Origin of the sequence: Chryseobacterium sp. Leaf180 (assembly GCF_001424585.1) — a bacterium.
In the GTDB taxonomy this organism is placed as follows: Bacteria; Bacteroidota; Bacteroidia; order Flavobacteriales; family Weeksellaceae; genus Chryseobacterium.
This window is the reverse complement of record NZ_LMPJ01000008.1, coordinates 91,265-113,149: the sequence shown is the minus strand read 5'-3', so window position 1 is coordinate 113,149 and position 21,885 is coordinate 91,265. Positions and strand designations below refer to the sequence as shown.

The following is a 21,885-nucleotide window of genomic DNA, read 5'->3' as shown; positions in this document are numbered from 1 at the left end:
TTATTCTCAAATTTCAATTAAGGCAGTCAATCAATTTTCAAATTAACTGATTTTCAAATTCTCAAATTAAAAAATAATGAACCCATTATATAATTATTTATTAAAACTTGCGGACGACAGTTTCATTATGGGACAGCGTTTGTCTGCGTGGTGTGGTGAAGGTCCTTATCTTGAGGAAGATATTGCATTGACAAACATTGCTTTGGATGAGCTTGGTCAGGCGAATAATTTTTACGTTTACGCTTCGAGAGTTGCCGATAACGGAAAAAGTGAAGATGATTTGGCTTTCCTGAGATACGAGCACGAATATCTGAATGCGCACTGGACGGAACTTCCCAACGAAGATTATGCTCAGACGATTCTTAAAGTTTATGTTTTTTCTGTGTATCAGAAACTGATGTATGAAGCATTATCCAATTCAACCGATGAAGAACTTTCTGCCATCGCTCAGAAATCTTTGAAAGAAGTAAGATACCATTATACTCACGCTGCTTCATGGATGAAAATTTTCGGACAGGGAACTGAAGAAAGTAAAATGCGCCTGGAAAGAAGCCTGGAAAATATCTGGGAATACACCAAAGGTTTATTCGCAAAAACAGAAGGTGAAGATGATTTAATTGCTTTAAACATCGCTCCAAATACTGATGCTTTGTATGAAGACTTTGTTTCGATTACCACCAAAGATTTTGCAGATTTCGGTTTGGAATATCCTACGAATCCTTTTATGCAGCCAAAATCAAGAACAGGATATCACACAGAATATTTCGGATTTATGCTTTGTGAATTGCAGTATATGCAGAGAGCGTATCCGGGCTGTACGTGGTAAAAATCAATGAGTTAATTTGAAAATTAGATAATTTGAAAATTACGAGCGACGCATCATTTTCAAATTAGCACATTTTCAAATTTTCAAATTAATTATGAAAAATCCTTTAGAAATATTAGAATTAGTTCCCGATCCGGAAATTCCGGTAATCAATATCGTGGAATTAGGTATTGTAAGAGAAGCAAAAGTTACAAGCGAGAATTCTTGTGAAGTAACGATTACGCCGACTTATTCTGCCTGTCCCGCTATGTTTACCATTGAGGAAGACATCATGAAAATCATGAAAGAAAACGGTTGGGATGCGAAAGTGGTCACCAAAATGTTTCCGATTTGGACAACAGACTGGATAACTGATGAAGCGAGAGAAAAACTCCGTGTTTATGGAATTTCACCTCCCGAAAAAGGTGCCGACGAGCATCACATCGGGAAGCCGAAGAAATGTCCGCGTTGCGGCTCGATGAACTCTAAGCAAATCAGCAGATTCGGGTCTACTTTGTGTAAGGCTTCTTACCAATGTTCAGACTGTCTGGAGCCGTTTGATTATTTTAAATGCCACTAAATAATTTGAAAGTGTGCTAATTTGAAAATGAGTAAATTAGTAGTGAAATCAGAATTTTCAAATTAAAAAAATTAATACTATGTACACACAACTCGATATTGAATCACATTTTGACGGTAAACTAAAAATCGCTTACCTCAATCAGCCCGATACTATGAATGCGCTTACAAAGCCGTCTCTAGGAGATTTGAAAGATTTCATTAAGGAATGCAGCAATGATTCTACGGTAAGATGTGTAGCAATTTCAGGACGTGGAAGAGCTTTCTGTTCGGGTCAAAACCTGGATGATGCATTTACTCAGGGAAACGAGCATCACGAAAATGACATTATCAGAAGAATTGTTACCGACTATTACAATCCTTTGGTATTGGAAATTACCCGTTGCAAAAAACCTGTGGTTGCTTTGGTAAATGGTCCTGCAGTTGGAGCTGGTGCAATGTTGGCGTTGATTTGTGACTTTGTTTTAGCGAATAACAAAGCTTATTTTGCTCAGGCATTCTCCAATATCGGATTGATTCCTGATACCGGCGGAACATACTTCTTGCCCAAATTATTGGGAAGACAATTGGCGAATTATTTAGCATTTACAGGCAAAAAATTATCTGCTGAAGAATCAAAATCGTATGGTTTGGTTGCTGAGGTTTTCACTGAAGAAGAATTCAATTCAAAATCAATGGAAATTTTAGAAAAGGTTTCGAATATGCCGACTGTTGGTTTAAAATTAACCAAAAAAGCATTCGCTGCTTCTTATAATAATTCATTGAAAGATCAATTGGAACTGGAAGGAGATTTACAGCAGGAAGCCGCTGAAACAGAAGATTTCAAGGAAGGTGTAAGTGCATTTTTAGAGAAAAGAAAACCTGAATATAAAGGAAAGTAAAAATTATAGAATTTACAAATTAGAGGTTAGAAATTAGTTTTCAAAAGTCTAACTTCTAACTTCTGGCTTCTAACATCTATAAATAATGAAAAACGTAGGAATTATCGGTGCCGGAACGATGGGAATCGGCATTGCACAAGTAGCCGCAACAAACGGATGCAAAGTTTGGGTCTATGACGCCAATGCAAAACAAGTAGAAACGGCAACCGTAGGTTTGGAAAAAACCTTAACCAGATTGGTCGATAAACAGAAGATTTCATCAGAGAAAATGGTCGAAATTCTATCTAATATTTCCATCGCTACCGAATTGAAGGACTTCAAAGATTGCGAACTCGTAATCGAAGCCATCATTGAAAATAAAGAAATCAAGACCAAAGTTTTCACAGAATTAGAGAAACATGTTTCGGAAAACTGTGTGATTGGTTCCAATACATCATCCATTTCTATCACTTCTCTAGGTGCAGAATTACAAAAACCGGAGCGTTTCATCGGAGTTCACTTTTTCAATCCGGCTCCATTGATGCCTTTGGTGGAAATTATTCCATCTTTAATTACAGAAAAATCTTTAGCTGAAAAAATGTACAACCTCATGAAAGATTGGGGCAAAACACCTGTGATTGCGAAAGATATTCCAGGATTTATCGTTAACAGAATTGCCCGTCCTTACTATGGTGAAGGTTTGAGAATCGTTGAAGAAAACATTGCAACGGTAGAGCAGGTTGATGATGCCATGAAAACAATCGGAAGCTTCAAAATGGGACCTTTTGAACTCATGGATTTGATCGGTGTTGATGTGAATTTCTCGGTAACAAAAACGGTTTATAACGAATATTTCTACGACCCGAAATACAAGCCATCCCTTCTTCAGCAAAGAATGTCTGAAGCAAAACTTCACGGCAGAAAAACAGGAAAAGGTTTCTACGATTATGCTGAAGGCGCTTTAAAACCAGAGCCTGTAAAAGATGATGCTCTTTATCAGCAAATATTTTTAAGAATTATTTCAATGCTCATCAATGAAGCAGTTGAAGCAAAAAGATTAGGTTTTGCTTCTGATGAAGATCTGGAACTTGCAATGCAGAAAGGAGTAAACTATCCAAAAGGATTATTGGCTTGGGGAAAAGAAATCGGTTATTCAAAAATCTCCAAAACTTTACAGAATCTTTACGAAGAATATCAGGAGGAAAGATACAGACAAAGCCCTTTGTTGAGAAAGCTGTAAATAATTAGTTTTAAAATGACAAAGAATAAGATCATTTCATCTTTTGCAATAGCTGTATTTTCAACGTTTTTTGTTGGAGGTATTTTCTATTTAACTGATCTTCGGTTTACAAATGAAACTACCCACGAAAGAATGTTTAGTTGGGGATTTGTCACAATTTACTTTATCGGAATATTTATTGGCCATCTCTTTATGGATCAAATCGTGAATTTTTTTAAAAACATTTTTACTAATAAGTCGAAATATTCCAAAATTGTGAAAAAATAATAATTATAAGATTAATTGAAAGTATAGAACTGTTTCACTCCAAAAATATGAATCCAAGACAAGTTGCCGATTATATGCTCAATCAGGATTATTTTTCCCAATGGATGAATATCAAAATGATCGAAGTCAAAGAAAATTATTGTTTAATAGAAATGCCCATTAAAAAGGAAATGATTAATGGCTTAAAGACAGTTCACGGAGGCGTTACGTTTGCTTTTGCAGATTCGGCATTGGCATTTTCGTCCAACAACACCGGAGATGCCGCTGTTGCCTTGAACTGTATCATCAATTTTACCAAAGCAGGAATAGAAGGCGATATTTTCAGAGCAGAAAGTATCTTAGTAAACAACACCAGAAAAACAGCGATTTATGACATTAAAATTACCAATCAGAATGAAGAGCTGGTTGCGAAATTTGTAGGAACAGTTTATAAAATAGGAAAAAAAGTAACAGAATTATAAATAAGCAGTAAGCTTCAGGCAATAGGCAGTAAGCTTTTTTCGAAGCTGGTAAAGCCTACTGCATGTAGCTTAAAGCCTAAAGCAGATAAAAAATGAACAACGTATACATCATAGATTATATAAGAACGCCAATTTCAAAATTATCAGGTGGTCTTTCAGAAGTTCGTGCCGATGATTTGGCGGCAATCGTTCTAAAAGAAATCGTGGCAAGAAATCCAGAAGTTCCTGTTGAGGAAATTGAAGACGTTATCTTCGGATGTGCCAATCAGGCTGGAGAAGATAACAGAAATGTGGCCAGAATGGGACTTTTATTGGCCGGACTTCCATACAAAATCGGAGGTGAAACAGTAAACAGATTATGCGCTTCAGGAATGTCGGCGGTGGCAAATGCTTTTCGTTCGATTGCTTCTGGGGAAGGCGAAATCTACATTGCAGGCGGAGTAGAACACATGACGCGTTCACCTTATGTCATGTCAAAACCAAGTACAGCTTTCGGGAGAGACAGCCAGATGTTTGATACCACTTTCGGATGGCGATTTGTAAATCCCAAAATGAAAGAAATGTATGGCGTGGATGCAATGGGAGACACGGCTGAAAATTTAGCAGAAATGCACAATATTAGCAGAGAAGACCAGGATAAATTTGCCTTGTGGTCACAGCAAAAAGCGACAAAAGCCCAGAAAAGCGGAAGATTGGCAGAAGAAATCGTACAAGTTGAAATTCCACAGAAAAAAGGCGAACCGCAAATTTTCGATAAAGACGAATTCATCAAGCCAACTTCTTCGATGGAAGGTTTAGGAAAACTTCGTCCGGCTTTCAGAAAAGAAGGCGGAACGGTAACGGCCGGAAACGCTTCAGGAATGAACGACGGCGCAGCAGCTCTTATTTTAGCAAGTGAAGAAGCCGTAAAAAAATATGGTTTAAAACCTAAAGCAAAGATTTTAGGATCTTCCGTTGCCGGTGTTGAACCAAGAATTATGGGAATAGGACCTGTTGAAGCAACTCACAAATTATTAAAAAGACTGAATCTTTCTTTGGAAGATATGGATGTTATCGAACTGAACGAAGCGTTTGCGGCTCAATCTTTAGCGGTAACAAGAAGTTTAGGTTTAAAAGACGACGATTCAAGAATCAATCCCAACGGAGGAGCTATCGCAATCGGTCATCCACTTGGAGTTTCAGGAGCAAGAATCATCGGTTCGGCCGCAATGGAACTTCAAAAACAAAATAAAAAATACGCGTTATGTACGCTTTGTATCGGTGTCGGTCAGGGTTATGCAATGGTTATTGAAAAAGTATAAAACAATTTGAAAATAGGTTAATTTGAGAATTTGAAAATGCTTTAATGGTGTTTTAATTTTCACATTAGCTCATTCTCAAATTTTCAAATTAATATTATGAATATTTACTCATATCACGGAATTCGTCCCCTCATCAAACCTTCTGCTTACGTTCATCCGCAAGCGGTAATTATCGGTAATGTAGAAATTGGTGAAGAAGTATATATCGGTCCGAACGCGGTGATCCGTGGTGACTGGGGTAAAATCATTGTGAAAGACGGTGCGAATGTTCAGGAAAACTGTACGCTTCACGTTTTTCCGGGAATTGAAACCATTTTGGAAGAATCTGCCCACATCGGTCATGGAGCGATTATTCATTCAGGACATATCGGTAGAAATTGTTTAGTTGGAATGAATGCTGTCGTAATGGACAAAGCCGTTATCGGTGACGAGTGTATCATCGGAGCTTTGGCTTTCGTTCCTGCAAATTTCGAATGCGATGCAAGAAAATTGATTGTCGGAAGTCCGGCAAAAATCATCCGTGATGTCTCTGATGAAATGATCAAATGGAAAACGGAAGGAACGAAACTCTATCAGAAATTGGCTAGAGAAGGGAAAGACGCGATTTTGCCTTGCGAACCTTTTACAGAATATGTTCAGCAAATTCCTACGAAGGTTGTTGATTACAGTATTTGGGATGATGTGAAATAATTAAATTTCAAAATTTAATATGTTTAAAAAGCTTTTCATTTTCATCATTATTTTGTTTGCATTTCAATTCATGGTTTTTGCCCAGACTGAAAATGTAAAACCATTAACTATAGGAGAAATCAGAACTATAAAATCTGAAATTTTAAATGAAGACAGAACTCTAAACATCTATCTTCCGCAAAATTTCGATAAAACAAAATCATATCCGATTATCTATCTTTTGGATGGAAGTATGAACGAAGACTTTATCCATGTTACAGGATTGGTGCAGTTCTTCAACTTAATGTACGCAATGCCTGAAACGATCGTGGTTGGAATTGCAAATATTGACCGAAAAAGAGACTTTACTTTTCATACCGATTTAAAAGACTTACAGAAAGATTATCCTACAACCGGACATTCCGGTAAATTCATTAATTTCTTGGAAAAGGAATTAAAACCTTATATCGAAAGTCAGTTCAAAACATCCGATAAATATTTATTTGGGCAATCGCTAGGCGGACTTTTAGCAACAGAAATCTTACTGAAAAAACCTGAAATGTTCAATAATTATTTTATCATCAGTCCGAGTTTGTGGTGGGATGATGAAAGTCTGTTGAAAAATGCCAATCAGTTGCTATCTAAATCTTCTGATACCAAAAAATTTGTTTACATTTCTGTCGGAAAAGGTGAACATAAAGTGATGGTAAAAGATGCAGAAGATTTCTATAATATTCTCAAAAAATCAAACAAGAAAAACTGGACGGTAGAATACAAAATGATGGAAACAGATAATCACGCAACGATTCTTCATAGAAGTTTGTATGAAGGTTTGGTGAAATTGTTCCCTTACCAAGAACCGAAATAAGAGATTCAAACGAAATAATATTTGTAATATGAAATTTAGTTTCTGCATCATTTTTTTAATGGGTTTGCTTTTGATCAGCTGTAAATCTACATCTGCTTACAAGGATATTTCCTTCACGAAAAACCATGTGGGAAACGAAATTAAACTGAATATTTTTACTCCAAAAAAGACTGATAAAAACTATCCTGTTCTAATCTTTGTGCACGGTGGAAACTGGAATTCGGGAAATAAAAACACATACAATCTGTTGGGTAAAAACTTTGCACGCAAAAATATCATTGCGGTTATTCCGGATTATACTTTAAGTCCGGATGCTGATGTAGATCAGATGACAAAAGAAATTGCAGCAGCCATTCAATTTACAAAAGAAAATGCTGAGAAATATAGTGGAGATTCTCAAAAAATATTCGTTTCAGGACACTCAGCGGGCGGTCAGTTGGCAGCTTCTGCAGTGATGAATCCAAAATATCAGATTCCTGAAAATACAGTCTCGGGGATTATTTTAATTGATGCTGCAGGAATTGACATGAAGAACTATTTAGAACAAAATCCTCCAACCTCAGAAAGTAATTATGATGTAACTTGGAGTCAAGATCCACAAAAATGGAAAGAAGCTTCTCCGATTTATTTTATCAACGGGAAAACACCACCTTTTTTAATTTATGTTGGTAGAAAAACCTATACATCGATTAAAGTGGCCAATGAGAATTTTTTGGAAGCTCTTCATCCTTATCAACCGAACGTAAAACCTATTTTTATTAATAAAAAACACATTCCAATGGTAGTACAATACTTTTTCCCTTGGAGCAAAAGATTTGATGAGACTTTGGAATTTATAAAAAGATCGGAAAATTAATATTTAAAATAACTAAAGCTAACAATGTACCAATTGGTAAACTGTTACATTGTTAAATTAAAATATAAAATATTTTATGCAAAAATTAAAAAACTATATCCAAGGCGAATGGGTAGAAGGTACCGGAAACGGAATTCCTTTATACAATGCCGTGACAGGAGAGCAGGTTGCGATTTCTGATACAGAAGGACTGAATTTTGAGCAGGCTCTCGATTTCGGAAGAACGGTAGGTTACAAAAACCTTTCATCTATGACGTTTTACGATCGTGGCGAAATGTTGAAAAAAGTGGCACTTTACCTTTTAGAAAGAAAGAAAAAATATTACGAATTATCCTATAAAACAGGAGCGACTCATGCAGATTCTTGGGTTGATATTGAAGGTGGCTTTGGTACTTTCTTCACCTACTCAGGGTTGGCAAAGAGAATGCTTCCGAACACTCCGTTTTGGGTGGATGGGGAAACTCAGAAAATTTCTGCAAACGGAACTTTCCTGGGGACGCATATTTTAACTCCGAGTGAAGGTATTTCTGTACAAATCAATGCTTACAATTTTCCGGTTTGGGGAATGTTAGAAAAACTATCTACTTCATTGTTGGCTGGTGTTCCTTCTATTGTAAAGCCATCTCCTTATGGTTCGTATTTAACGAATGCTGTTTTTCAGGATATGATTGAAAGTGGTTTTCTTCCGGAAGGTGCGATTCAATTGGTTTGTGGCGAACCGGGAAATATTCTGGATTATATTCAAGATGGCGATTCAGTTTTGTTCACAGGTTCTGCAGCAACAGGTAGAAAATTAAAAGCTTTGCCTTCCGTTTCAGGAAATTCTGTCCGTTTCAATATGGAAGCAGATTCATTAAACTGCTCCATTCTCGGATTGGATGCAAAACCAGGAACACCTGAATTTGATTTGTTCATCAAAGAGGTTCGTACAGAAATGACTACAAAAGCCGGACAAAAATGTACTGCGATCAGAAGAATCATTGTTCCTGAAAACTTAATTGGGGATGTTCAGAAGGCTTTGTCTAAAGCTTTAGACCAGACAAAAATCGGAAATCCGTTAAGCAGAGATACAAGAATGGGTTCTTTGGTTGGAAAACAGCAGTATGACGAAGTTTTAAGAAAAGTAGACATTCTGAAAACTGAAAACGAACTGATTTACGATGGAAAACATGAATTGGTAGATGCAGATTATGAAAACGGTGCATTTATGTCTCCGAAATTGTTCTTAAACGATTCTCCTTTCACTAAAAATATCTCTCACGATGTCGAAGCTTTCGGTCCGGTTTCTACATTGATGCCTTACAAAGATGCGGAAGAAGCTGCTGCGTTGGCAAAAAGAGGAAAAGGAAGTTTGGTAGGTTCAATTGTTTCTCACGATGAGAAATTCGTTGCTGAAACTTCATGGAAAATGGCTTCTCAGCACGGTAGAATTTTTGTTTTAAACAGAGATAATGCGAAAGAAAGTACAGGTCACGGTTCGCCACTTCCGACTTTAATGCACGGAGGTCCCGGGAGAGCTGGTGGTGGTGAAGAAATGGGCGGACTGAACGGTCTTCATTTCTTCCTTCAGAAAACGGCTATTCAAGGGTCGCCGGATATTTTGACGGCAATTACAAAAGTATATCAGCAGGGAGCTGAGAAAAAATATTCTGACAAACATCCTTTCCAGAAATATTTTGAAGAAGTTGAGGTTGGAGATTCTTTAGAAACAGCAGGAAGAACTGTTACTGATGCAGATATTGTGAATTTCTCTAATGTTTCATGGGATCATTTCTATGCTCACACAGATGCAACGAGTTTATCAGGAACCATTTTCGATAAAACGGTTGCTCATGGATATTTCATTCTTTCTGCAGCGGCAGGATTGTTCGTTTCAGGTAAAAAAGGTCCTGTTATCGCCAATTACGGATTGGAAAATTGTTCATTCTTTAAACCGGTTTATGCTGGAGATACAATTACCGTTTATTTAACCGCAAAAGAAAAAATCAACAGAGGAGTGAAAGGAAGAAATATTCCTTCCGGTGTTGTGAAATGGTTGGTGGAAGTTGTCAATCAAAGAGATGAAATCGTTTGTGTAGCTACGATTTTAACTTTGGTGGCTAAACATTCTCCATTTATTGATTTTAAAGTTCAGAATATTCAAAAAAAATTAAATGCCTTAACTGAAAACACGCAACCTGTTTTTGGAGATTTTACTCCGCAATTGATGGTTGAGCATTTGGAAGAAGTTCTGAGAAATGGTTTCGGTGATTTGAAACCGGAAGATTTCCCTGAAATTCCTGCTGAGAAATTAGAACTGCTTCAGGATTGGCTGTACACCGATAAAAAGATCCGTCCGGGAGCGCAATATCCTTTATGGAAAGAAGGTGAAGTTCCTCAGAATAAAAATAAAAATCTGGATGTTGCTAAAACTCAGTTAATAGAAACATTAAAAGAGTTTACCGTTTATTTCAAAGAAAATCCTTTTGCGGAACATTATAATCCAAGATTCGGACATTTAAATAAAGAAATGATGGAGCTTTTCCAAAGAAAACATTTTACGCATCATTTTGAGCAGTTTGGATTGATTTAATATCAATTTAAAAAAAACACAGTGCAGCAATTATCGATTAATTGCTGCATTTTTTTATCTTGTAGTGTGAAAAATTTAGCAGATAAAATTATCAGTTTTAATAAAAATCTTCATTATTCCGGAAAATTACCGCACGATTTTCAGGTTTTAAATCCGTATTTCAACAATCCCGAAACGATGATTGTTATGGAAAAGTTTTACCGGAAATACTACAGCGATTCAAATCAGAGAAAATTCTTAATAGGAATTAATCCAAGCCGTCACGGAGCGGGAGTTACAGGAGTTCCGTTTACCGATACAAAACGTCTGGAGTCGGTTTGCGGAATCAGAATGGAATCTGCTCGCACGCATGAAATTTCTTCAGTTTTCATGTATTATATGATTGAATCTTATGGTGGTGCAGCAGAATTTTACAGAGATATTTACATCAATTCACCTTTTCCTTTAGCAATTGTAAGAAAATCTAAAGGAAGCTGGATTAACGCCAATTATTACGATGACAGAGAACTTTTTAATGATGTGAAAGATTTTATGATTGATTCTCTGAAAAAGCATATAAGTTTAAATCTTGATACTTCGGAAGTCTTTATTTTAGGCAAAAAGAATGCAGAATTTATTTCAAAATTAAATCAGGAAGCCAATCTTTTCAATAAAATGACCGTTTTGGAACACCCGAGATATATTCAGCAATATAAATCGAAAGAAAAAGATCTGTATATTGATAAGTATATTTTAGCGTTGAAGAAGTTTTAACGAAACAATTCAAAATGATATAATTTAGATTTGAGGCTTGAGAATTTTAAAGATGAAGCATGAGATTACATCAAATCTATTTAGAAAGTGGCGTTCCGTAGGAACGGAATCTGTGTAGAAAATATAATGGTAACCAAAACAGCGTTCCGTAGGAACGCCATCTAAAAACACAAATATGTCAACCACATATACCCAAATCTACATTCAATTAGTATTTGCTACAAAATGCAGAGATAACAAAATTTCAAGTTCAGTTCGTGATGAAATTGAAAAATATATTTGCGGAATTTTAAATAACAAAGGACAAAAGGTCTTGGCTATTTATGCAAATCCTGACCACATTCATATCTTTTTTAGTTATAAAAATTTAAAAATTACCATTTCAGATTTGGTGAAAATTGTTAAAACAGAATCAACCAATTTTATTAACAAAAAGAAATTAACTTTCAATCATTTTTTATGGCAGCAAGGTTATGGAGCATTTTCTTATGCTAAAAGTCAGAAGCAACAGGTCGTGAATTATGTCTTAAGTCAGGAAACGCATCATAATAAGAAAAGTTTTAGAGAAGAATATATTGAATTTTTGAATGCTTTTGAAATTGAATTTAAAGATGAATATTTATTTGAATTCTATGATTGAAAAAAGATAGCGTTCCTACGGAACGCAAATTGTAGCGGTGATTATCGAATTCTACACAAATAAGATACCTACGGAATCTACCCTTATTTTGTCCATAATATAATACCGGCTACGCAATTAAAATTAACCAAAAACTAAAATATTATGCCCTGGAATCCCGAAATTTACAACCAATTTAAAAACATCCGTTATCAACCGTTTTTTGATTTAACTGAAAATATTTCTTCTGATGGTTTACAAAAAGCAATCGACATCGGCTGTGGAACGGGTGAACAAACTCATATTTTGTCACAGAAATTTACAGATACCAATTTTTTAGGAATCGATTCTTCAGCAGAGATGCTTGAGAAATCTTCTGGTTTTGAAAATGAAAGACTACATTTTAAGCAAAAAACAATTGAAGAATTGTATGATTCAGATGAAAAATGGGATTTGATTTTTAGCAATGCGGCTTTACAATGGTCGGATAATCATAAGGAATTATTTCCGAAACTGCTTTCGTTGCTAAATGAAAACGGACAGTTTGCCGTACAAATGCCTGTTCAGTCTGAAAATATTCTCAATCAGATTTTATTTCAGCTGGCTTCGGAAGAACCTTACAAAACTCAGCTTCAAAGTTGGAACAGAGTTTCTCCGGTTTTAAGTTTGGATGAGTATACAAAAATGATGTTTAATGCAGGTTTGAAAGATTTAAATATTTCCATTAAAGTTTATCCGATTATTGCTGATAATGCTGAAAAATTATTTCAGTTTATTTCTGGTTCAGCATTGATTCCATATTTGGAAATATTGGATGAAGATAATAAGAAGAAATTTATCTCTGAATATAAAAAAAGAATTGACGAAAAATTTGAAAAGTTTCCCGCCATATATGCGTTCAAGAGGATTTTGATGTACGGAAGAAAATCGTTTAAACTTTCTTAAACAATAAATTCCCCTCTGTTGGGGAATTTTCATTTATGCCTGGAATCGTTTTTTGAAAACCTGTAGTATTTAAAACAAGTTTTCATGGGAATTAGTTTTTTATTTCTGGTACAAAATAACAGATTTCCGGTAGAATACGGTAGAGTATAAATACGTGTTTTTAAATATCAGTATTTATACGGATTAGGATTTTAATATAGAAATTTTGTGCATTAAATTTTTTAACCGAACAATTGTTAGTATTTTTGTTTAAATCAATATCAGACAAGTAATGAGCGATTTCGTAACATCAGAAATTAAAAATAATATTGCCGAAATCACTTTCGGAACAGCAAAAAGTAATGCTCTTCCCGGAGCAATTCTTGAAAAATTGGCTCAAACTATTCTTGAAGAAGGAGCAAAAAACGAAGTAAAAGCGATTCTTGTAAAGAGTGAAGGTGAAAAGGCTTTCTGTGCAGGTGCAAGTTTCGATGAGCTTTTAGCTATTGAAGAATTGGAAGCATCCACAAAATTTTTCGGAGGTTTTGCTAAAGTTTTAAACGCTATGAGAAATTGCGGTAAAATTGTTGTCGTAAGGGTTCAGGGAAAAACAACCGGTGGTGGAGTAGGGCTGGCTTGTGGAGCAGATTACTGTTTTGCCACTAAAGATTCTGCTTTAGCTTTAACGGAAATAAATTTAGGAATCGGTCCGTTTGTGATTGGGCCTTATGTTGAAAGAAAGATTGGCAAATCTCAGTTTTCAGCTATGGCAATTGATGCAGATTTCAGGTCTGCAGAATGGGCAGAACAGCATAATATTTATCATTCTGTTTCCGAAAATATCGCAGAAATGGATTCTAAACTGGAGAAATTTATGAAAACTCTTTCTTCAAGAAGTGAAGATGCTTTAGCTTTAATTAAAAAAGTTTCCTGGGAAGGAACAGAGCATTTCAACGAATTGATGCCTGCAAGAATTCACATGAGCGCAAGTTTGATTTTGGAAGATAGTGCAAAGAAAAATATTGAAGCAATTAAAGAAAAATTAAGAGCTAAATAAAATATTGTATAAAAATGCACAAAAAGCTTGTGCATTTTATTTTTTCTATTTTACTTTGTAATTCAAAGTTCTTTTATATGGAATCAAAAAACTATCACGAAGACTTATCGCACATCCGTTCCATGATGGAGCGTTCGTCACGTTTTATTTCTTTAAGCGGCTTGTCTGGAGTATTTGCCGGAATTTCTGCCATTATTGGCGCCATGTATGTGTTCTTTGTTTTTAAAAGGGAAGGAATAGATTATTTTGATGGTGACCGGAATGTATTTACCAAAGATTTGGTACAGGAACTTTTTATTATTGGAATTGTCATTTTGATTTCGGCACTTGTAAGCGGATATATTTTTACGGCAAGTAAAAGCAGAAAAAAAGGATTGAAAATCTGGGATGCAACGACGCGCCGGCTGTTGGTAACTTTCACCATTCCGCTGGTGACTGGAGGCTTATTTTGCCTGATTCTGCTGAAGCATCATTTATTCGTTTTTATTGCGCCGGTTACGTTAATTTTTTATGGTTTGGCATTGATCAGTGCTGAGCGATATACGCTTACCGATCTGAAATATCTTGGTTACTGTCAGATTATTTTAGGGCTAATCTCCTGCCTTTTTCTCGGCTGGGGATTGATTGCCTGGACGATCGGTTTTGGCGTTCTGCATATTGTGTATGGGTGGAGTATGCATAAGAAGTATAAATAATGGAAAAGACCATTAAATATTTTTTTGTTGGAATTTCTGTTGTAGGATGTTTATTACTGATTGGTGCTATTGTTTTTTCGGTTATGGTAACATCTGCATTTGGTGGATTTGATAAAAATTATTCTGTTTCAGAATTGAAAAGCGAGTATTTCTCTAAAGAAAAAGAGATTGCAGATTTAATAAATTACTACAATCAAATAAAACCAAATGATTACTTGGTCGACATTGAGTTCAAAGACAATAAAATATTAAACAGATTACAGATTACTACTCTTAAGGACTCGTCTCATCAAGTGATTTATCAGGAATGGGATGTTGATATTCGTGACTTGCAAAAGGATAGTTTAAAAAGTATTTTGAACTGGGATGTAAATGATATTAAAGGATTAAAAGAAAGGTTAGACAAAGCAAATTGTATATCAGTAGAAGATGGAGAACCTATAAAAATTGGTTTTAAAAGAAGTGGTTTGGGAATGTATTCCTTCAATATTTTTCAGGAAATTCAAACAGATAGAAGTGCATTTAAAAACAGATGCGAATACGTTTTAGTAAACAGAAACTTAATGTTGGAATATGGAGGTGGCGCAATCGGTCCTCAATGTTTTTCCAAGCAAGAATTAAATTAAAATGATCAACATTTCAAAACTCAACAAAGAATTCGAAAGCCGTGTAAGATTGGGCATCATGTCCGTTCTGATGGTCAACGATTGGGTTGATTTTTCTGAAATGAAAAGTTTGTTGGAAATCACAGACGGCAACATGGCAAGTCACAGCAATGCATTAGAAAAAGCTAATTACATAGAAGTCAAAAAAGAATTTGTGGGTAAAAAACCCAAAACTTCTTACCGTGTTACGCAATCCGGTAGAACAGCTTTTACACAACATTTAGATGCACTGGAAAAATTAATAGGAAGATAAACCTATATTTTTTTTAAAATTAACTTTGAAAAACAAAGTACTTTATAAAATTTAATTATAAATCATGACACAAAAACAAAAAACAACAATCATCTATGGTGTTCCGGCAGCAATACTCTGCATCCCACTAATTGGTAATTTAACTTCAAAAGAATTTGACTGGTCTCTCAGCGATTTTGTTATCGGTGCAGCATTGCTTTTTGGAACTGCTTTTATCATCGATATGATCCTGAGAAAAGTAAAATCCAAAACATCGCGCATTATTTTTTCTTGCGTTATCGTTTTTCTGCTCATCCTTATTTGGGTAGAAATGGCCGTGGGACTTTTCGGAAGCCCGATCTCAGGGAGTTAATTTCTGGAAATCATGACAAGAAAAAGATTTCTGAAAAGACTCATGCAGCTTTCTGCAGTTGGAGCATTGCCTTTTCTTTATTCATGGCAGATAGAGCCATTTTGGGTCGAATTTGTTGAAAGGAAACTTCCCATAAAAAATCTGCCTGAACATCTTGAAGGAAAAATTCTCATGCAGATTTCAGATCTGCACGTCGGCAACCGTTTCGACTGGAATTTTCTGATTGAATCTTTTCAAAAAGCAAAAAATTATAATCCCGATTTTGTAGTTTACACCGGAGATTATGTAAATCACGGAACCGCAGAAGATCATGAAAGCCTGAAAAAAGTAATGGACATTGCAGTTTATGGACATTTGGGCACTTACGGAATTCTTGGCAATCACGATTATGGAGCAGACTGGAAAGATCTGGGTTCTTCTGAAGAGATCTGCCGTATTCTGCAAAATCATGGGGTAAGGATGATGAATAACGAACAAATTGAAGCCCACGGTTTAAACATTATCGGCTTTGACGATCTCTGGTCGCCCAATTTTGACCCGATGAAAGTGATGAAACATTACGATCCCGAAAAAGCAAATCTGGTGCTCTGTCACAATCCAGATGTCTGTGATTTGGATGTCTGGAACGGTTACCAGGGCTGGATTCTCAGTGGTCATACGCATGGCGGACAATGCAGAATTCCCGGTGTCATCACGCCGATTCTTCCCGTAAAAAACAGAAAGTATATATCTGGAGAAATAGATCTGGAAGACGGAAGAATGCTCTACATCAACCGAGCCATCGGGCATTCTTTTCAGGTAAGATTTATGGTACGCCCGGAGATTACCGTTTTTAAACTTTTCAGAGATGAAAAAATTTAACGTCAACAAAAACGCGTTGATCTACTTCGCAGGAAGTTGGATCATGGGATTACTGATGATGCTGTTATTTTTAGCAAAAAACATGGACGAGATCTTCATGTTTCTTATTGCGATTACTGCGCTGAATGTAATCATCAATATCATCGTGATGCTTTTATTACTCGTATTCTACTATGTTTTTTCAGAAAACCGGCAGCAGTTCAAAAACTCCGCACTGTTGCTGCTTTTCAACTTTCCCAATCTCATTTTTCTGTATTTCATTACCATCATTTACATCAGCTTATGAAAGATTCCACCATCAAAAACATTGGCAATTACACCTTTTGGATCTGTTTTCTTCTCGGTAACATCTGTCTCCTAGGCAGCAGCATCACCAAAAAAGTCGATTTTATTATCGGCGGATATGTTTTGCTTTTTCTTGCCTCGGCAGTCAATCTGCTCATCATTTTCGGACTGCTGATCTACTGTTTACTACATCGGAACCAGCTTCAAAGCTGCCTCTATGCTTCAAAAATCCTCTGTATCAACATTCCCATTGCTATTTTATATACTGTAATTGGGATCCAATTCAATACAATCTGATTTTTTTTGGCGCCTTCATCCGTCTTCCACTCCCGCTTTTTTGTTCCACTTCGTTGCACAAAAAGAGCTCCGTTCAAGCCGGGGCGCAAACCGATCAAAAAAACGCTTTACCTCAAATTATTTAAATATTCAGTTATGAAAAAACTACGTGTAAAATTCCTGTTTTTCGTTTACGACAAAACCCAAAATCTTTACCGCAAATATTTCAAAAAGAAAAAAAGAGAGTGGCAGTTCACTGAAAAACAGCTTTTAGAATTCGAAAAAGATTCTCTCGGCAGAAAGCTTGGAGAATTCTACAAAAAACACGGCTTCAGCATGATTCCGAAAATGGAAAACCACGATGTACATCATCTCATCACCGGTTGCGGAACCCATTTTGAAGACGAAATCGCCATGCAGTTTCTGCTGCTCGGCAACGGCAAACTCAATGCGCATCTGCTTGCAGCGGTTGTTTTAGGTGCCATCATTCTCCCAGATTATTATAAAATGTATCTCGCCGCTTTCAGAAAAGGAAAAAAAATGCGCGCTTTTCATCACGTAGATTTTGAAGCCCTGCTTTGGCAGAATTTCAGTCACCTAACTGCTTTTTATTCGCAAAAAGATCACTTTACAATCTATTAAAAATCAAAACTTATGAAAACACATCATTATATATTTCTCACCACCGCCGTATTTATAATCCTTTTTTATGACCAAAACCTCGGACTGAATCTCGGAATTCTTGCAGTCATTTTCTCCTTACTTACGTTCATAAAAACGCATTCTGAAAGTCGCACGAAGTCTTTTTATTTCTTCCTCGCAACCAGCGTTTTCTCCGCAATTGCATTTGCCTGGTACGGCGATTTTTCATCTTTTGCCGCGGTTGCTTTATCGCTAATGGCATTCGGTTTCCGGGCTCGGGAAAAGCGTCTTAATATACTTATGCTCCTTCCGGTTGCCTTAATTAACGCGTTTACTTTTATCTGTCGTGCCTTCAATTTTGAACGCTGGCTTCCCAAAACCAAAACTTCTCACGCTTTGCAGAAAATTTTGGCTTTTGTAGCAATTCCGCTGTGTTTTGTGGTTATTTTCTTTTGGGTGTATGCCTCTGGAAGTTCACATTTTCTGAATGTTTTCACGGGTTACAAGCTTAATTTGAATCTTTGGCAGCTGATCGTGATTTCTGTTCTTGGATTTTTTATCTCATTCAATTACTGGAATTTTTCAGTCGAAAAGCAGATCTATAAACAGCATTCTTTCTTTAAAATTGATTTAGATAATTCTTCAAAAAACCAGAAACCTACTTTTTCATTTTTAGATGCAAAATTTGAAAGAATGAGCGGTTTTATCTCACTTTTATGTCTGAATATTCTGTTAGTAGTTTTCATACTCACTTTTAATTACGAACAGTTTATCGAAACTCAAAAAACCACGGTTCAGTTGGGCGAAGAAACACATGACCGCGTAAACGCGGTGATACTGTCGATCGTGATGGCAATTCTCGTGATTATGTTCTATTTTAAAGGTGGTTTCAACTTTGACAAAAAAGCTTCGGGATTAAGAATTGTGGCAAAAATCTGGATTTTCTTAAATGGAATTTTAATCATTTCGGCATTTCTTAAAAATGCTGAATACATAGAAAATATGGGACTTACTTACAAGAAATTGGGGGTTTACGCTTTCTTGTTTTTATCATTCATCGGTTTGATTTTTACTTTCATTAAAATTCAGAAGAAATACGCGAATGCTTTTTTAGTTAATAAAATGACAGGCTATTTTTATGGAACGCTTTTGGTTTGCAGCTTCGTAAATTGGGGAAGTCTTATTACTTCTGAGAATGCCAGGAGAAAAGATTTTGCCTTTGAGTACCATTTAAGAGCAGTTAGTTTTAATGAAGCAGTGCTTTTAAATCTTGCCAAAAAGAAAAATAATATGAAGTGGAAAAAGAATGTTGAGGAGAAAATTACTTCTCAGAAATCTGATAAATTCCTTTCAAAAATTCTGTTTTACGAGTTTTCGGGCCAATAAATAAAATATAAAATCATGAAAAAAAGTTTGCTTCTTTTATGTACCATTCCCTTTTTGTTTTCTTGTAAAAAGGAAACGGTAACAACGATTAACAATCAGGATTCCGTTACGAAATCAGAAAAGCCTATTGCGCGGGATAAATTTGATACCGATAATGTGAAGTTGGAAGATACTGCAGTTTCTGCTACGAAAACAGAGGAAATTCAAATGGAAAGCCAGAGCGGCAGAGTGATTATGCGAATGGAGAAAGCCACTAGTATGCCTCTAACAATCAAAGAGACTTTTGACAAAAATCATGATAAACTGATCATTAAAATTTCAGATTTCACCAAAGATAAAATTTCAGCAAGAATCACGACCGATCAGAGAGATTTTAATATCAGATTTAATCAAATTAAACTTCCAAACGGTGAGATGAATGGGCCTTTTTCGCGCGAACTTGATTATCAGGTGAAAGGGAAAGGTGAGTTATGGCTCATCATTGGAAAAAGTAATATGGCAGACGGAAAGACTGAAGGTGATTTTACCGTAACCGTTCAGTAATTTGGTACAGTTTCTGCCTCAAAAAATTATTAAAATTAAAATTATGAAAAAGATGTGGTCAATGGCTGCAGTTGCCTCAATAGCTTTGGTAAGCTGTGGCGCAGTACAGTCTATCGTACAGAATACGTTTCCTTACACGGCAAATGTTTTGGTGTCTACCGGCGTTCCGGCAAATAAAGAAGTATCATCTACCGCGACAGCAAATAACGTTCAGACGTGGTTTGGAGGTAATAATAATGCTCAGATCAAAGATGTTCGGATTTCTGATGCAAAAATTTCCGTTGTTTCACCAACTGGCGGAGATTTGAGCGCTTTAAAATCTGTGAAAGTATACATTTCATCGAGCGGAACAAGTGAAAAGCTGGTCGCTTCAAGAAATGATATCTCGACCAGCAGCTCAAGTGTAAATCTGGATTTGAATGGTGATAATGGTTATCTTGATAGCGTCGTAAAGAGCTCAGGAGTAACGGTAAGAACTGTATATGAACTTAGAAATCAGGTTTCATCTGATATGAGTCTGCGTGTAGCTCTTAATTTCAGCAGCGTACCGGTTAATTAGATTTAAATAAGTGAAAATATTAACACCGCAATTGGCGGTGTTTTTTTATGCTTTTGTCTGAGAATCCATTAAAATGGTCACTGGTCCGTCATTCAGAAGAGAAACTTTCATATCGGCACCAAAAATTCCGCTTTCTGTTTTGAGACCGCTTTCTACTATCAGTTTTTTAAAATAGTCAAAAAGTGGAACTGCTATTTCAGGTTTGGCAGCTTTAATAAAAGAAGGTCGGTTTCACTTTTTGTAATCGGCGATTAATGTAAACTGGCTGATGCAGAGAATTTCCCCGGAAATATCCTGTACCGAGAGATTTAGTTTTTGATTTTCATCACTGAAAATACGCAGATTAAGGATTTTCTGGGTAAGCCATTCGGCATCTTTTTCCGTATCGTTTTCGTCGATACCTATGAGAAGAAGAAGTCCGGTTTTGATTTCTCCAACTACTGTTTTGTTGACTTCTACACTCGCTTCAGAAACCCGCTGAATAACTGCCCTCATTGATTTAATTATAAATATTCAAATTTTTTGAAGCAGGATCGTAGTTGTAAAAATACGTTTTTGGCGGCAGAGAAGTCACTGAAGTTGGCTGACCGGAAATCAAAATCCAGGTTGCATTATCTTTCGGGCAGACAATGCTGATATTATCTTTGATGATAAGCGTCGTATTATTATCCGGACAAATGTGCGGCGCATTTCTGTCGTACACTTTAAAGTTTGCGGGATTATCTGAAGTGCGCACCACGATAAGACCTCGCGTTCCCGATTGTTGTTCATCGATATAAACGGGCAGACCCACGTAGTTCAGATTATTGTATAGAGGGAGATTCAGGTTTAAATTTACCGCAATCGGAACAATCGGAAAACAACTCACCGTGTCTTCCCTATTTCCGCATGAATTGACTGTTAAAATACTGAAAATAAATAAGTTGAAAATAAATATGCGGAAAAAAGTTTTTTTCATTTCAATATAAATTTTTATATATTTGTAAAACAATAACGAATAACACGATAAAACATTGTCCGGCAAATGTCGGATTATTTTTTTATCCTAAAAACAAATATACAGATTATGGCGAGCTATGTAACAAAAGAAGGTTTAGAGAAAATGAAAGCCGAGCTTGAGCAGCTGGAAAAAATCGAAAGACCAAAAATCACACAGCAGATCGCCGAAGCCCGCGATAAAGGCGACCTTTCTGAAAATGCAGAATATGACGCCGCAAAAGAAGCTCAGGGAATGTTGGAGATGAGAATTTCTAAGCTGAAAGATATCGTGACGACTTCTAAAGTGATCGACGAAACGCAGCTTGATACGTCTAAAGTTTCGATTCTTACAACAGTAAAACTACATAACAACGATACGAATAAAGAACAGGTTTTCACGCTGGTTCCTGATAACGAGAGCGATTTGAAAAGTGGAAAAATTTCGGTAAATACTCCGATAGCAAAAGGTCTATTGGGAAAGGTGGTTGGCGAAAGTGCTGACATCGTTTTGCCAAACGGAAATAAGCTTTCTTTTAAAGTTTTAGAAATTACTTTATAG

27 protein-coding genes and 1 pseudogene are annotated in these 21,885 nt (G+C 36.1%); 26 read left to right on the top strand and 2 right to left on the bottom strand.

Annotated elements, in window-relative coordinates:
- The first annotated feature begins 76 nt into the window (after positions 1–76).
- The 25 genes from paaC (at position 77) to ASG01_RS08120 (ending at position 20,348) form a co-directional block, all read left to right on the top strand.
- Entirely contained in the window at positions 77–826 is a 750-nt protein-coding gene (gene paaC, locus ASG01_RS08245; RefSeq protein ID WP_055862592.1) for a 1,2-phenylacetyl-CoA epoxidase subunit PaaC, read from the top strand.
- Positions 827–920: 94 nt separating this feature from the next.
- On the top strand, positions 921–1,385 hold the full coding sequence (gene paaD, locus ASG01_RS08240) for a 1,2-phenylacetyl-CoA epoxidase subunit PaaD (RefSeq protein ID WP_055862590.1): 465 nt from the start codon (positions 921–923) through the stop codon (positions 1,383–1,385).
- A 79-nt stretch (positions 1,386–1,464) separates the two neighbouring features.
- Positions 1,465–2,265: an enoyl-CoA hydratase-related protein gene (locus tag ASG01_RS08235; protein ID WP_055862588.1), complete on the top strand. Its 801-nt coding sequence runs from the start codon at positions 1,465–1,467 to the stop codon at positions 2,263–2,265.
- An 85-nt stretch (positions 2,266–2,350) separates the two neighbouring features.
- Complete coding sequence (locus ASG01_RS08230) at positions 2,351–3,484, top strand: 3-hydroxyacyl-CoA dehydrogenase NAD-binding domain-containing protein (RefSeq protein ID WP_055862586.1); 1,134 nt, start codon at positions 2,351–2,353, stop codon at positions 3,482–3,484.
- Between the two features lie 314 nt (positions 3,485–3,798).
- Positions 3,799–4,212 carry a PaaI family thioesterase gene (locus ASG01_RS08220; RefSeq protein WP_055862582.1) on the top strand — a complete coding sequence of 138 codons (414 nt, stop codon included), beginning with the start codon at positions 3,799–3,801 and terminating at the stop codon, positions 4,210–4,212.
- A 92-nt stretch (positions 4,213–4,304) separates the two neighbouring features.
- Positions 4,305–5,513 (top strand): 3-oxoadipyl-CoA thiolase, encoded by a 1,209-nt coding sequence (gene pcaF, locus ASG01_RS08215; protein ID WP_055862580.1) that lies wholly within the window; start codon positions 4,305–4,307, stop codon positions 5,511–5,513.
- A gap of 96 nt (positions 5,514–5,609) precedes the next feature.
- The gene (locus ASG01_RS08210) at positions 5,610–6,203 is read left to right on the top strand and encodes a transferase hexapeptide repeat family protein (RefSeq protein ID WP_055862578.1); all 594 of its coding nucleotides are present in this window, start codon (positions 5,610–5,612) and stop codon (positions 6,201–6,203) included.
- A gap of 19 nt (positions 6,204–6,222) precedes the next feature.
- On the top strand, positions 6,223–7,050 hold the full coding sequence (locus tag ASG01_RS08205) for an alpha/beta hydrolase (protein WP_055862576.1): 828 nt from the start codon (positions 6,223–6,225) through the stop codon (positions 7,048–7,050).
- Between the two features lie 28 nt (positions 7,051–7,078).
- Positions 7,079–7,906, top strand: a complete 828-nt coding sequence (locus ASG01_RS08200) for an alpha/beta hydrolase (RefSeq protein ID WP_055862574.1) — start codon at positions 7,079–7,081, stop codon at positions 7,904–7,906.
- Positions 7,907–7,982: 76 nt separating this feature from the next.
- Positions 7,983–10,478 (top strand): phenylacetic acid degradation bifunctional protein PaaZ, encoded by a 2,496-nt coding sequence (gene paaZ / locus ASG01_RS08195; RefSeq protein ID WP_055862572.1) that lies wholly within the window; start codon positions 7,983–7,985, stop codon positions 10,476–10,478.
- Between the two features lie 66 nt (positions 10,479–10,544).
- Positions 10,545–11,231 (top strand): SMUG2 DNA glycosylase family protein, encoded by a 687-nt coding sequence (locus ASG01_RS08190; RefSeq protein WP_055862569.1) that lies wholly within the window; start codon positions 10,545–10,547, stop codon positions 11,229–11,231.
- Positions 11,232–11,406: 175 nt separating this feature from the next.
- A complete protein-coding gene (tnpA, locus tag ASG01_RS08185; protein WP_055862567.1) occupies positions 11,407–11,871 on the top strand; it encodes an IS200/IS605 family transposase in 465 nt (154 codons plus the stop codon).
- 144 nt (positions 11,872–12,015) lie between these two features.
- Entirely contained in the window at positions 12,016–12,795 is a 780-nt protein-coding gene (locus tag ASG01_RS08180; RefSeq protein ID WP_055862565.1) for a methyltransferase domain-containing protein, read from the top strand.
- 271 nt (positions 12,796–13,066) lie between these two features.
- Positions 13,067–13,831: an enoyl-CoA hydratase/isomerase family protein gene (locus ASG01_RS08175; protein WP_055862562.1), complete on the top strand. Its 765-nt coding sequence runs from the start codon at positions 13,067–13,069 to the stop codon at positions 13,829–13,831.
- Between the two features lie 77 nt (positions 13,832–13,908).
- The gene (locus ASG01_RS08170; RefSeq protein WP_055862559.1) at positions 13,909–14,526 is read left to right on the top strand and encodes a hypothetical protein; all 618 of its coding nucleotides are present in this window, start codon (positions 13,909–13,911) and stop codon (positions 14,524–14,526) included.
- Positions 14,526–15,152 (top strand): hypothetical protein, encoded by a 627-nt coding sequence (locus tag ASG01_RS08165; RefSeq protein WP_055862557.1) that lies wholly within the window; start codon positions 14,526–14,528, stop codon positions 15,150–15,152. The genes ASG01_RS08170 and ASG01_RS08165 overlap by 1 nt, the downstream gene beginning before the upstream one ends.
- Position 15,153: 1 nt before the next feature.
- Complete coding sequence (locus ASG01_RS08160) at positions 15,154–15,444, top strand: winged helix-turn-helix domain-containing protein (protein ID WP_055862555.1); 291 nt, start codon at positions 15,154–15,156, stop codon at positions 15,442–15,444.
- 64 nt (positions 15,445–15,508) lie between these two features.
- A complete protein-coding gene (locus ASG01_RS08155; RefSeq protein ID WP_055862552.1) occupies positions 15,509–15,796 on the top strand; it encodes a hypothetical protein in 288 nt (95 codons plus the stop codon).
- 12 nt (positions 15,797–15,808) lie between these two features.
- Entirely contained in the window at positions 15,809–16,657 is an 849-nt protein-coding gene (locus ASG01_RS08150; RefSeq protein WP_055862550.1) for a metallophosphoesterase, read from the top strand.
- Entirely contained in the window at positions 16,644–16,943 is a 300-nt protein-coding gene (locus ASG01_RS08145) for a hypothetical protein (protein ID WP_055862548.1), read from the top strand. The genes ASG01_RS08150 and ASG01_RS08145 overlap by 14 nt, the downstream gene beginning before the upstream one ends.
- The gene (locus ASG01_RS08140; protein ID WP_055862546.1) at positions 16,940–17,239 is read left to right on the top strand and encodes a hypothetical protein; all 300 of its coding nucleotides are present in this window, start codon (positions 16,940–16,942) and stop codon (positions 17,237–17,239) included. The genes ASG01_RS08145 and ASG01_RS08140 overlap by 4 nt, the downstream gene beginning before the upstream one ends.
- A 135-nt stretch (positions 17,240–17,374) precedes the next feature.
- Positions 17,375–17,860: a Coq4 family protein gene (locus tag ASG01_RS08135; RefSeq protein WP_055862544.1), complete on the top strand. Its 486-nt coding sequence runs from the start codon at positions 17,375–17,377 to the stop codon at positions 17,858–17,860.
- 12 nt (positions 17,861–17,872) lie between these two features.
- Positions 17,873–19,246 carry a DUF4153 domain-containing protein gene (locus ASG01_RS08130; protein ID WP_055862542.1) on the top strand — a complete coding sequence of 458 codons (1,374 nt, stop codon included), beginning with the start codon at positions 17,873–17,875 and terminating at the stop codon, positions 19,244–19,246.
- Positions 19,247–19,261: 15 nt separating this feature from the next.
- Complete coding sequence (locus tag ASG01_RS08125) at positions 19,262–19,789, top strand: hypothetical protein (RefSeq protein ID WP_055862540.1); 528 nt, start codon at positions 19,262–19,264, stop codon at positions 19,787–19,789.
- Between the two features lie 43 nt (positions 19,790–19,832).
- Positions 19,833–20,348: a hypothetical protein gene (locus tag ASG01_RS08120; protein ID WP_055862901.1), complete on the top strand. Its 516-nt coding sequence runs from the start codon at positions 19,833–19,835 to the stop codon at positions 20,346–20,348.
- A gap of 45 nt (positions 20,349–20,393) precedes the next feature.
- Here ASG01_RS08120 and dtd read toward each other — a convergent pair.
- Together dtd and ASG01_RS08110 are read right to left on the bottom strand one after the other, a co-directional pair.
- A pseudogene (gene dtd, locus ASG01_RS08115) lies at positions 20,394–20,843 on the bottom strand (D-aminoacyl-tRNA deacylase).
- Positions 20,844–20,847: 4 nt separating this feature from the next.
- Entirely contained in the window at positions 20,848–21,306 is a 459-nt protein-coding gene (locus tag ASG01_RS08110) for a hypothetical protein (RefSeq protein WP_055862899.1), read from the bottom strand.
- 108 nt (positions 21,307–21,414) lie between these two features.
- Between ASG01_RS08110 and greA the strand changes: the two genes are divergently transcribed.
- On the top strand, positions 21,415–21,885 hold the full coding sequence (gene greA / locus ASG01_RS08105) for a transcription elongation factor GreA (protein WP_055862538.1): 471 nt from the start codon (positions 21,415–21,417) through the stop codon (positions 21,883–21,885).

Coding starts and splice junctions, on each gene's coding strand:
- ASG01_RS08150 (WP_055862550.1), top strand. CDS start 15,809: ATGACAAGAAAAAGATTTCTGAAAAGACTCATGCAGCTTTCTGCAGTT.
- ASG01_RS08235 (WP_055862588.1), top strand. CDS start 1,465: ATGTACACACAACTCGATATTGAATCACATTTTGACGGTAAACTAAAA.
- ASG01_RS08130 (WP_055862542.1), top strand. CDS start 17,873: ATGAAAACACATCATTATATATTTCTCACCACCGCCGTATTTATAATC.
- ASG01_RS08165 (WP_055862557.1), top strand. CDS start 14,526: ATGGAAAAGACCATTAAATATTTTTTTGTTGGAATTTCTGTTGTAGGA.
- greA (WP_055862538.1), top strand. CDS start 21,415: ATGGCGAGCTATGTAACAAAAGAAGGTTTAGAGAAAATGAAAGCCGAG.
- paaD (WP_055862590.1), top strand. CDS start 921: ATGAAAAATCCTTTAGAAATATTAGAATTAGTTCCCGATCCGGAAATT.
- tnpA (WP_055862567.1), top strand. CDS start 11,407: ATGTCAACCACATATACCCAAATCTACATTCAATTAGTATTTGCTACA.
- pcaF (WP_055862580.1), top strand. CDS start 4,305: ATGAACAACGTATACATCATAGATTATATAAGAACGCCAATTTCAAAA.
- paaC (WP_055862592.1), top strand. CDS start 77: ATGAACCCATTATATAATTATTTATTAAAACTTGCGGACGACAGTTTC.
- ASG01_RS08210 (WP_055862578.1), top strand. CDS start 5,610: ATGAATATTTACTCATATCACGGAATTCGTCCCCTCATCAAACCTTCT.
- ASG01_RS08220 (WP_055862582.1), top strand. CDS start 3,799: ATGAATCCAAGACAAGTTGCCGATTATATGCTCAATCAGGATTATTTT.
- ASG01_RS08230 (WP_055862586.1), top strand. CDS start 2,351: ATGAAAAACGTAGGAATTATCGGTGCCGGAACGATGGGAATCGGCATT.
- ASG01_RS08125 (WP_055862540.1), top strand. CDS start 19,262: ATGAAAAAAAGTTTGCTTCTTTTATGTACCATTCCCTTTTTGTTTTCT.
- ASG01_RS08200 (WP_055862574.1), top strand. CDS start 7,079: ATGAAATTTAGTTTCTGCATCATTTTTTTAATGGGTTTGCTTTTGATC.
- ASG01_RS08120 (WP_055862901.1), top strand. CDS start 19,833: ATGAAAAAGATGTGGTCAATGGCTGCAGTTGCCTCAATAGCTTTGGTA.
- ASG01_RS08140 (WP_055862546.1), top strand. CDS start 16,940: ATGAAAGATTCCACCATCAAAAACATTGGCAATTACACCTTTTGGATC.
- ASG01_RS08170 (WP_055862559.1), top strand. CDS start 13,909: ATGGAATCAAAAAACTATCACGAAGACTTATCGCACATCCGTTCCATG.
- ASG01_RS08175 (WP_055862562.1), top strand. CDS start 13,067: ATGAGCGATTTCGTAACATCAGAAATTAAAAATAATATTGCCGAAATC.
- ASG01_RS08205 (WP_055862576.1), top strand. CDS start 6,223: ATGTTTAAAAAGCTTTTCATTTTCATCATTATTTTGTTTGCATTTCAA.
- ASG01_RS08145 (WP_055862548.1), top strand. CDS start 16,644: ATGAAAAAATTTAACGTCAACAAAAACGCGTTGATCTACTTCGCAGGA.
- ASG01_RS08155 (WP_055862552.1), top strand. CDS start 15,509: ATGACACAAAAACAAAAAACAACAATCATCTATGGTGTTCCGGCAGCA.
- ASG01_RS08110 (WP_055862899.1), bottom strand. CDS start 21,306: ATGAAAAAAACTTTTTTCCGCATATTTATTTTCAACTTATTTATTTTC.
- ASG01_RS08135 (WP_055862544.1), top strand. CDS start 17,375: ATGAAAAAACTACGTGTAAAATTCCTGTTTTTCGTTTACGACAAAACC.
- paaZ (WP_055862572.1), top strand. CDS start 7,983: ATGCAAAAATTAAAAAACTATATCCAAGGCGAATGGGTAGAAGGTACC.
- ASG01_RS08180 (WP_055862565.1), top strand. CDS start 12,016: ATGCCCTGGAATCCCGAAATTTACAACCAATTTAAAAACATCCGTTAT.
- ASG01_RS08160 (WP_055862555.1), top strand. CDS start 15,154: ATGATCAACATTTCAAAACTCAACAAAGAATTCGAAAGCCGTGTAAGA.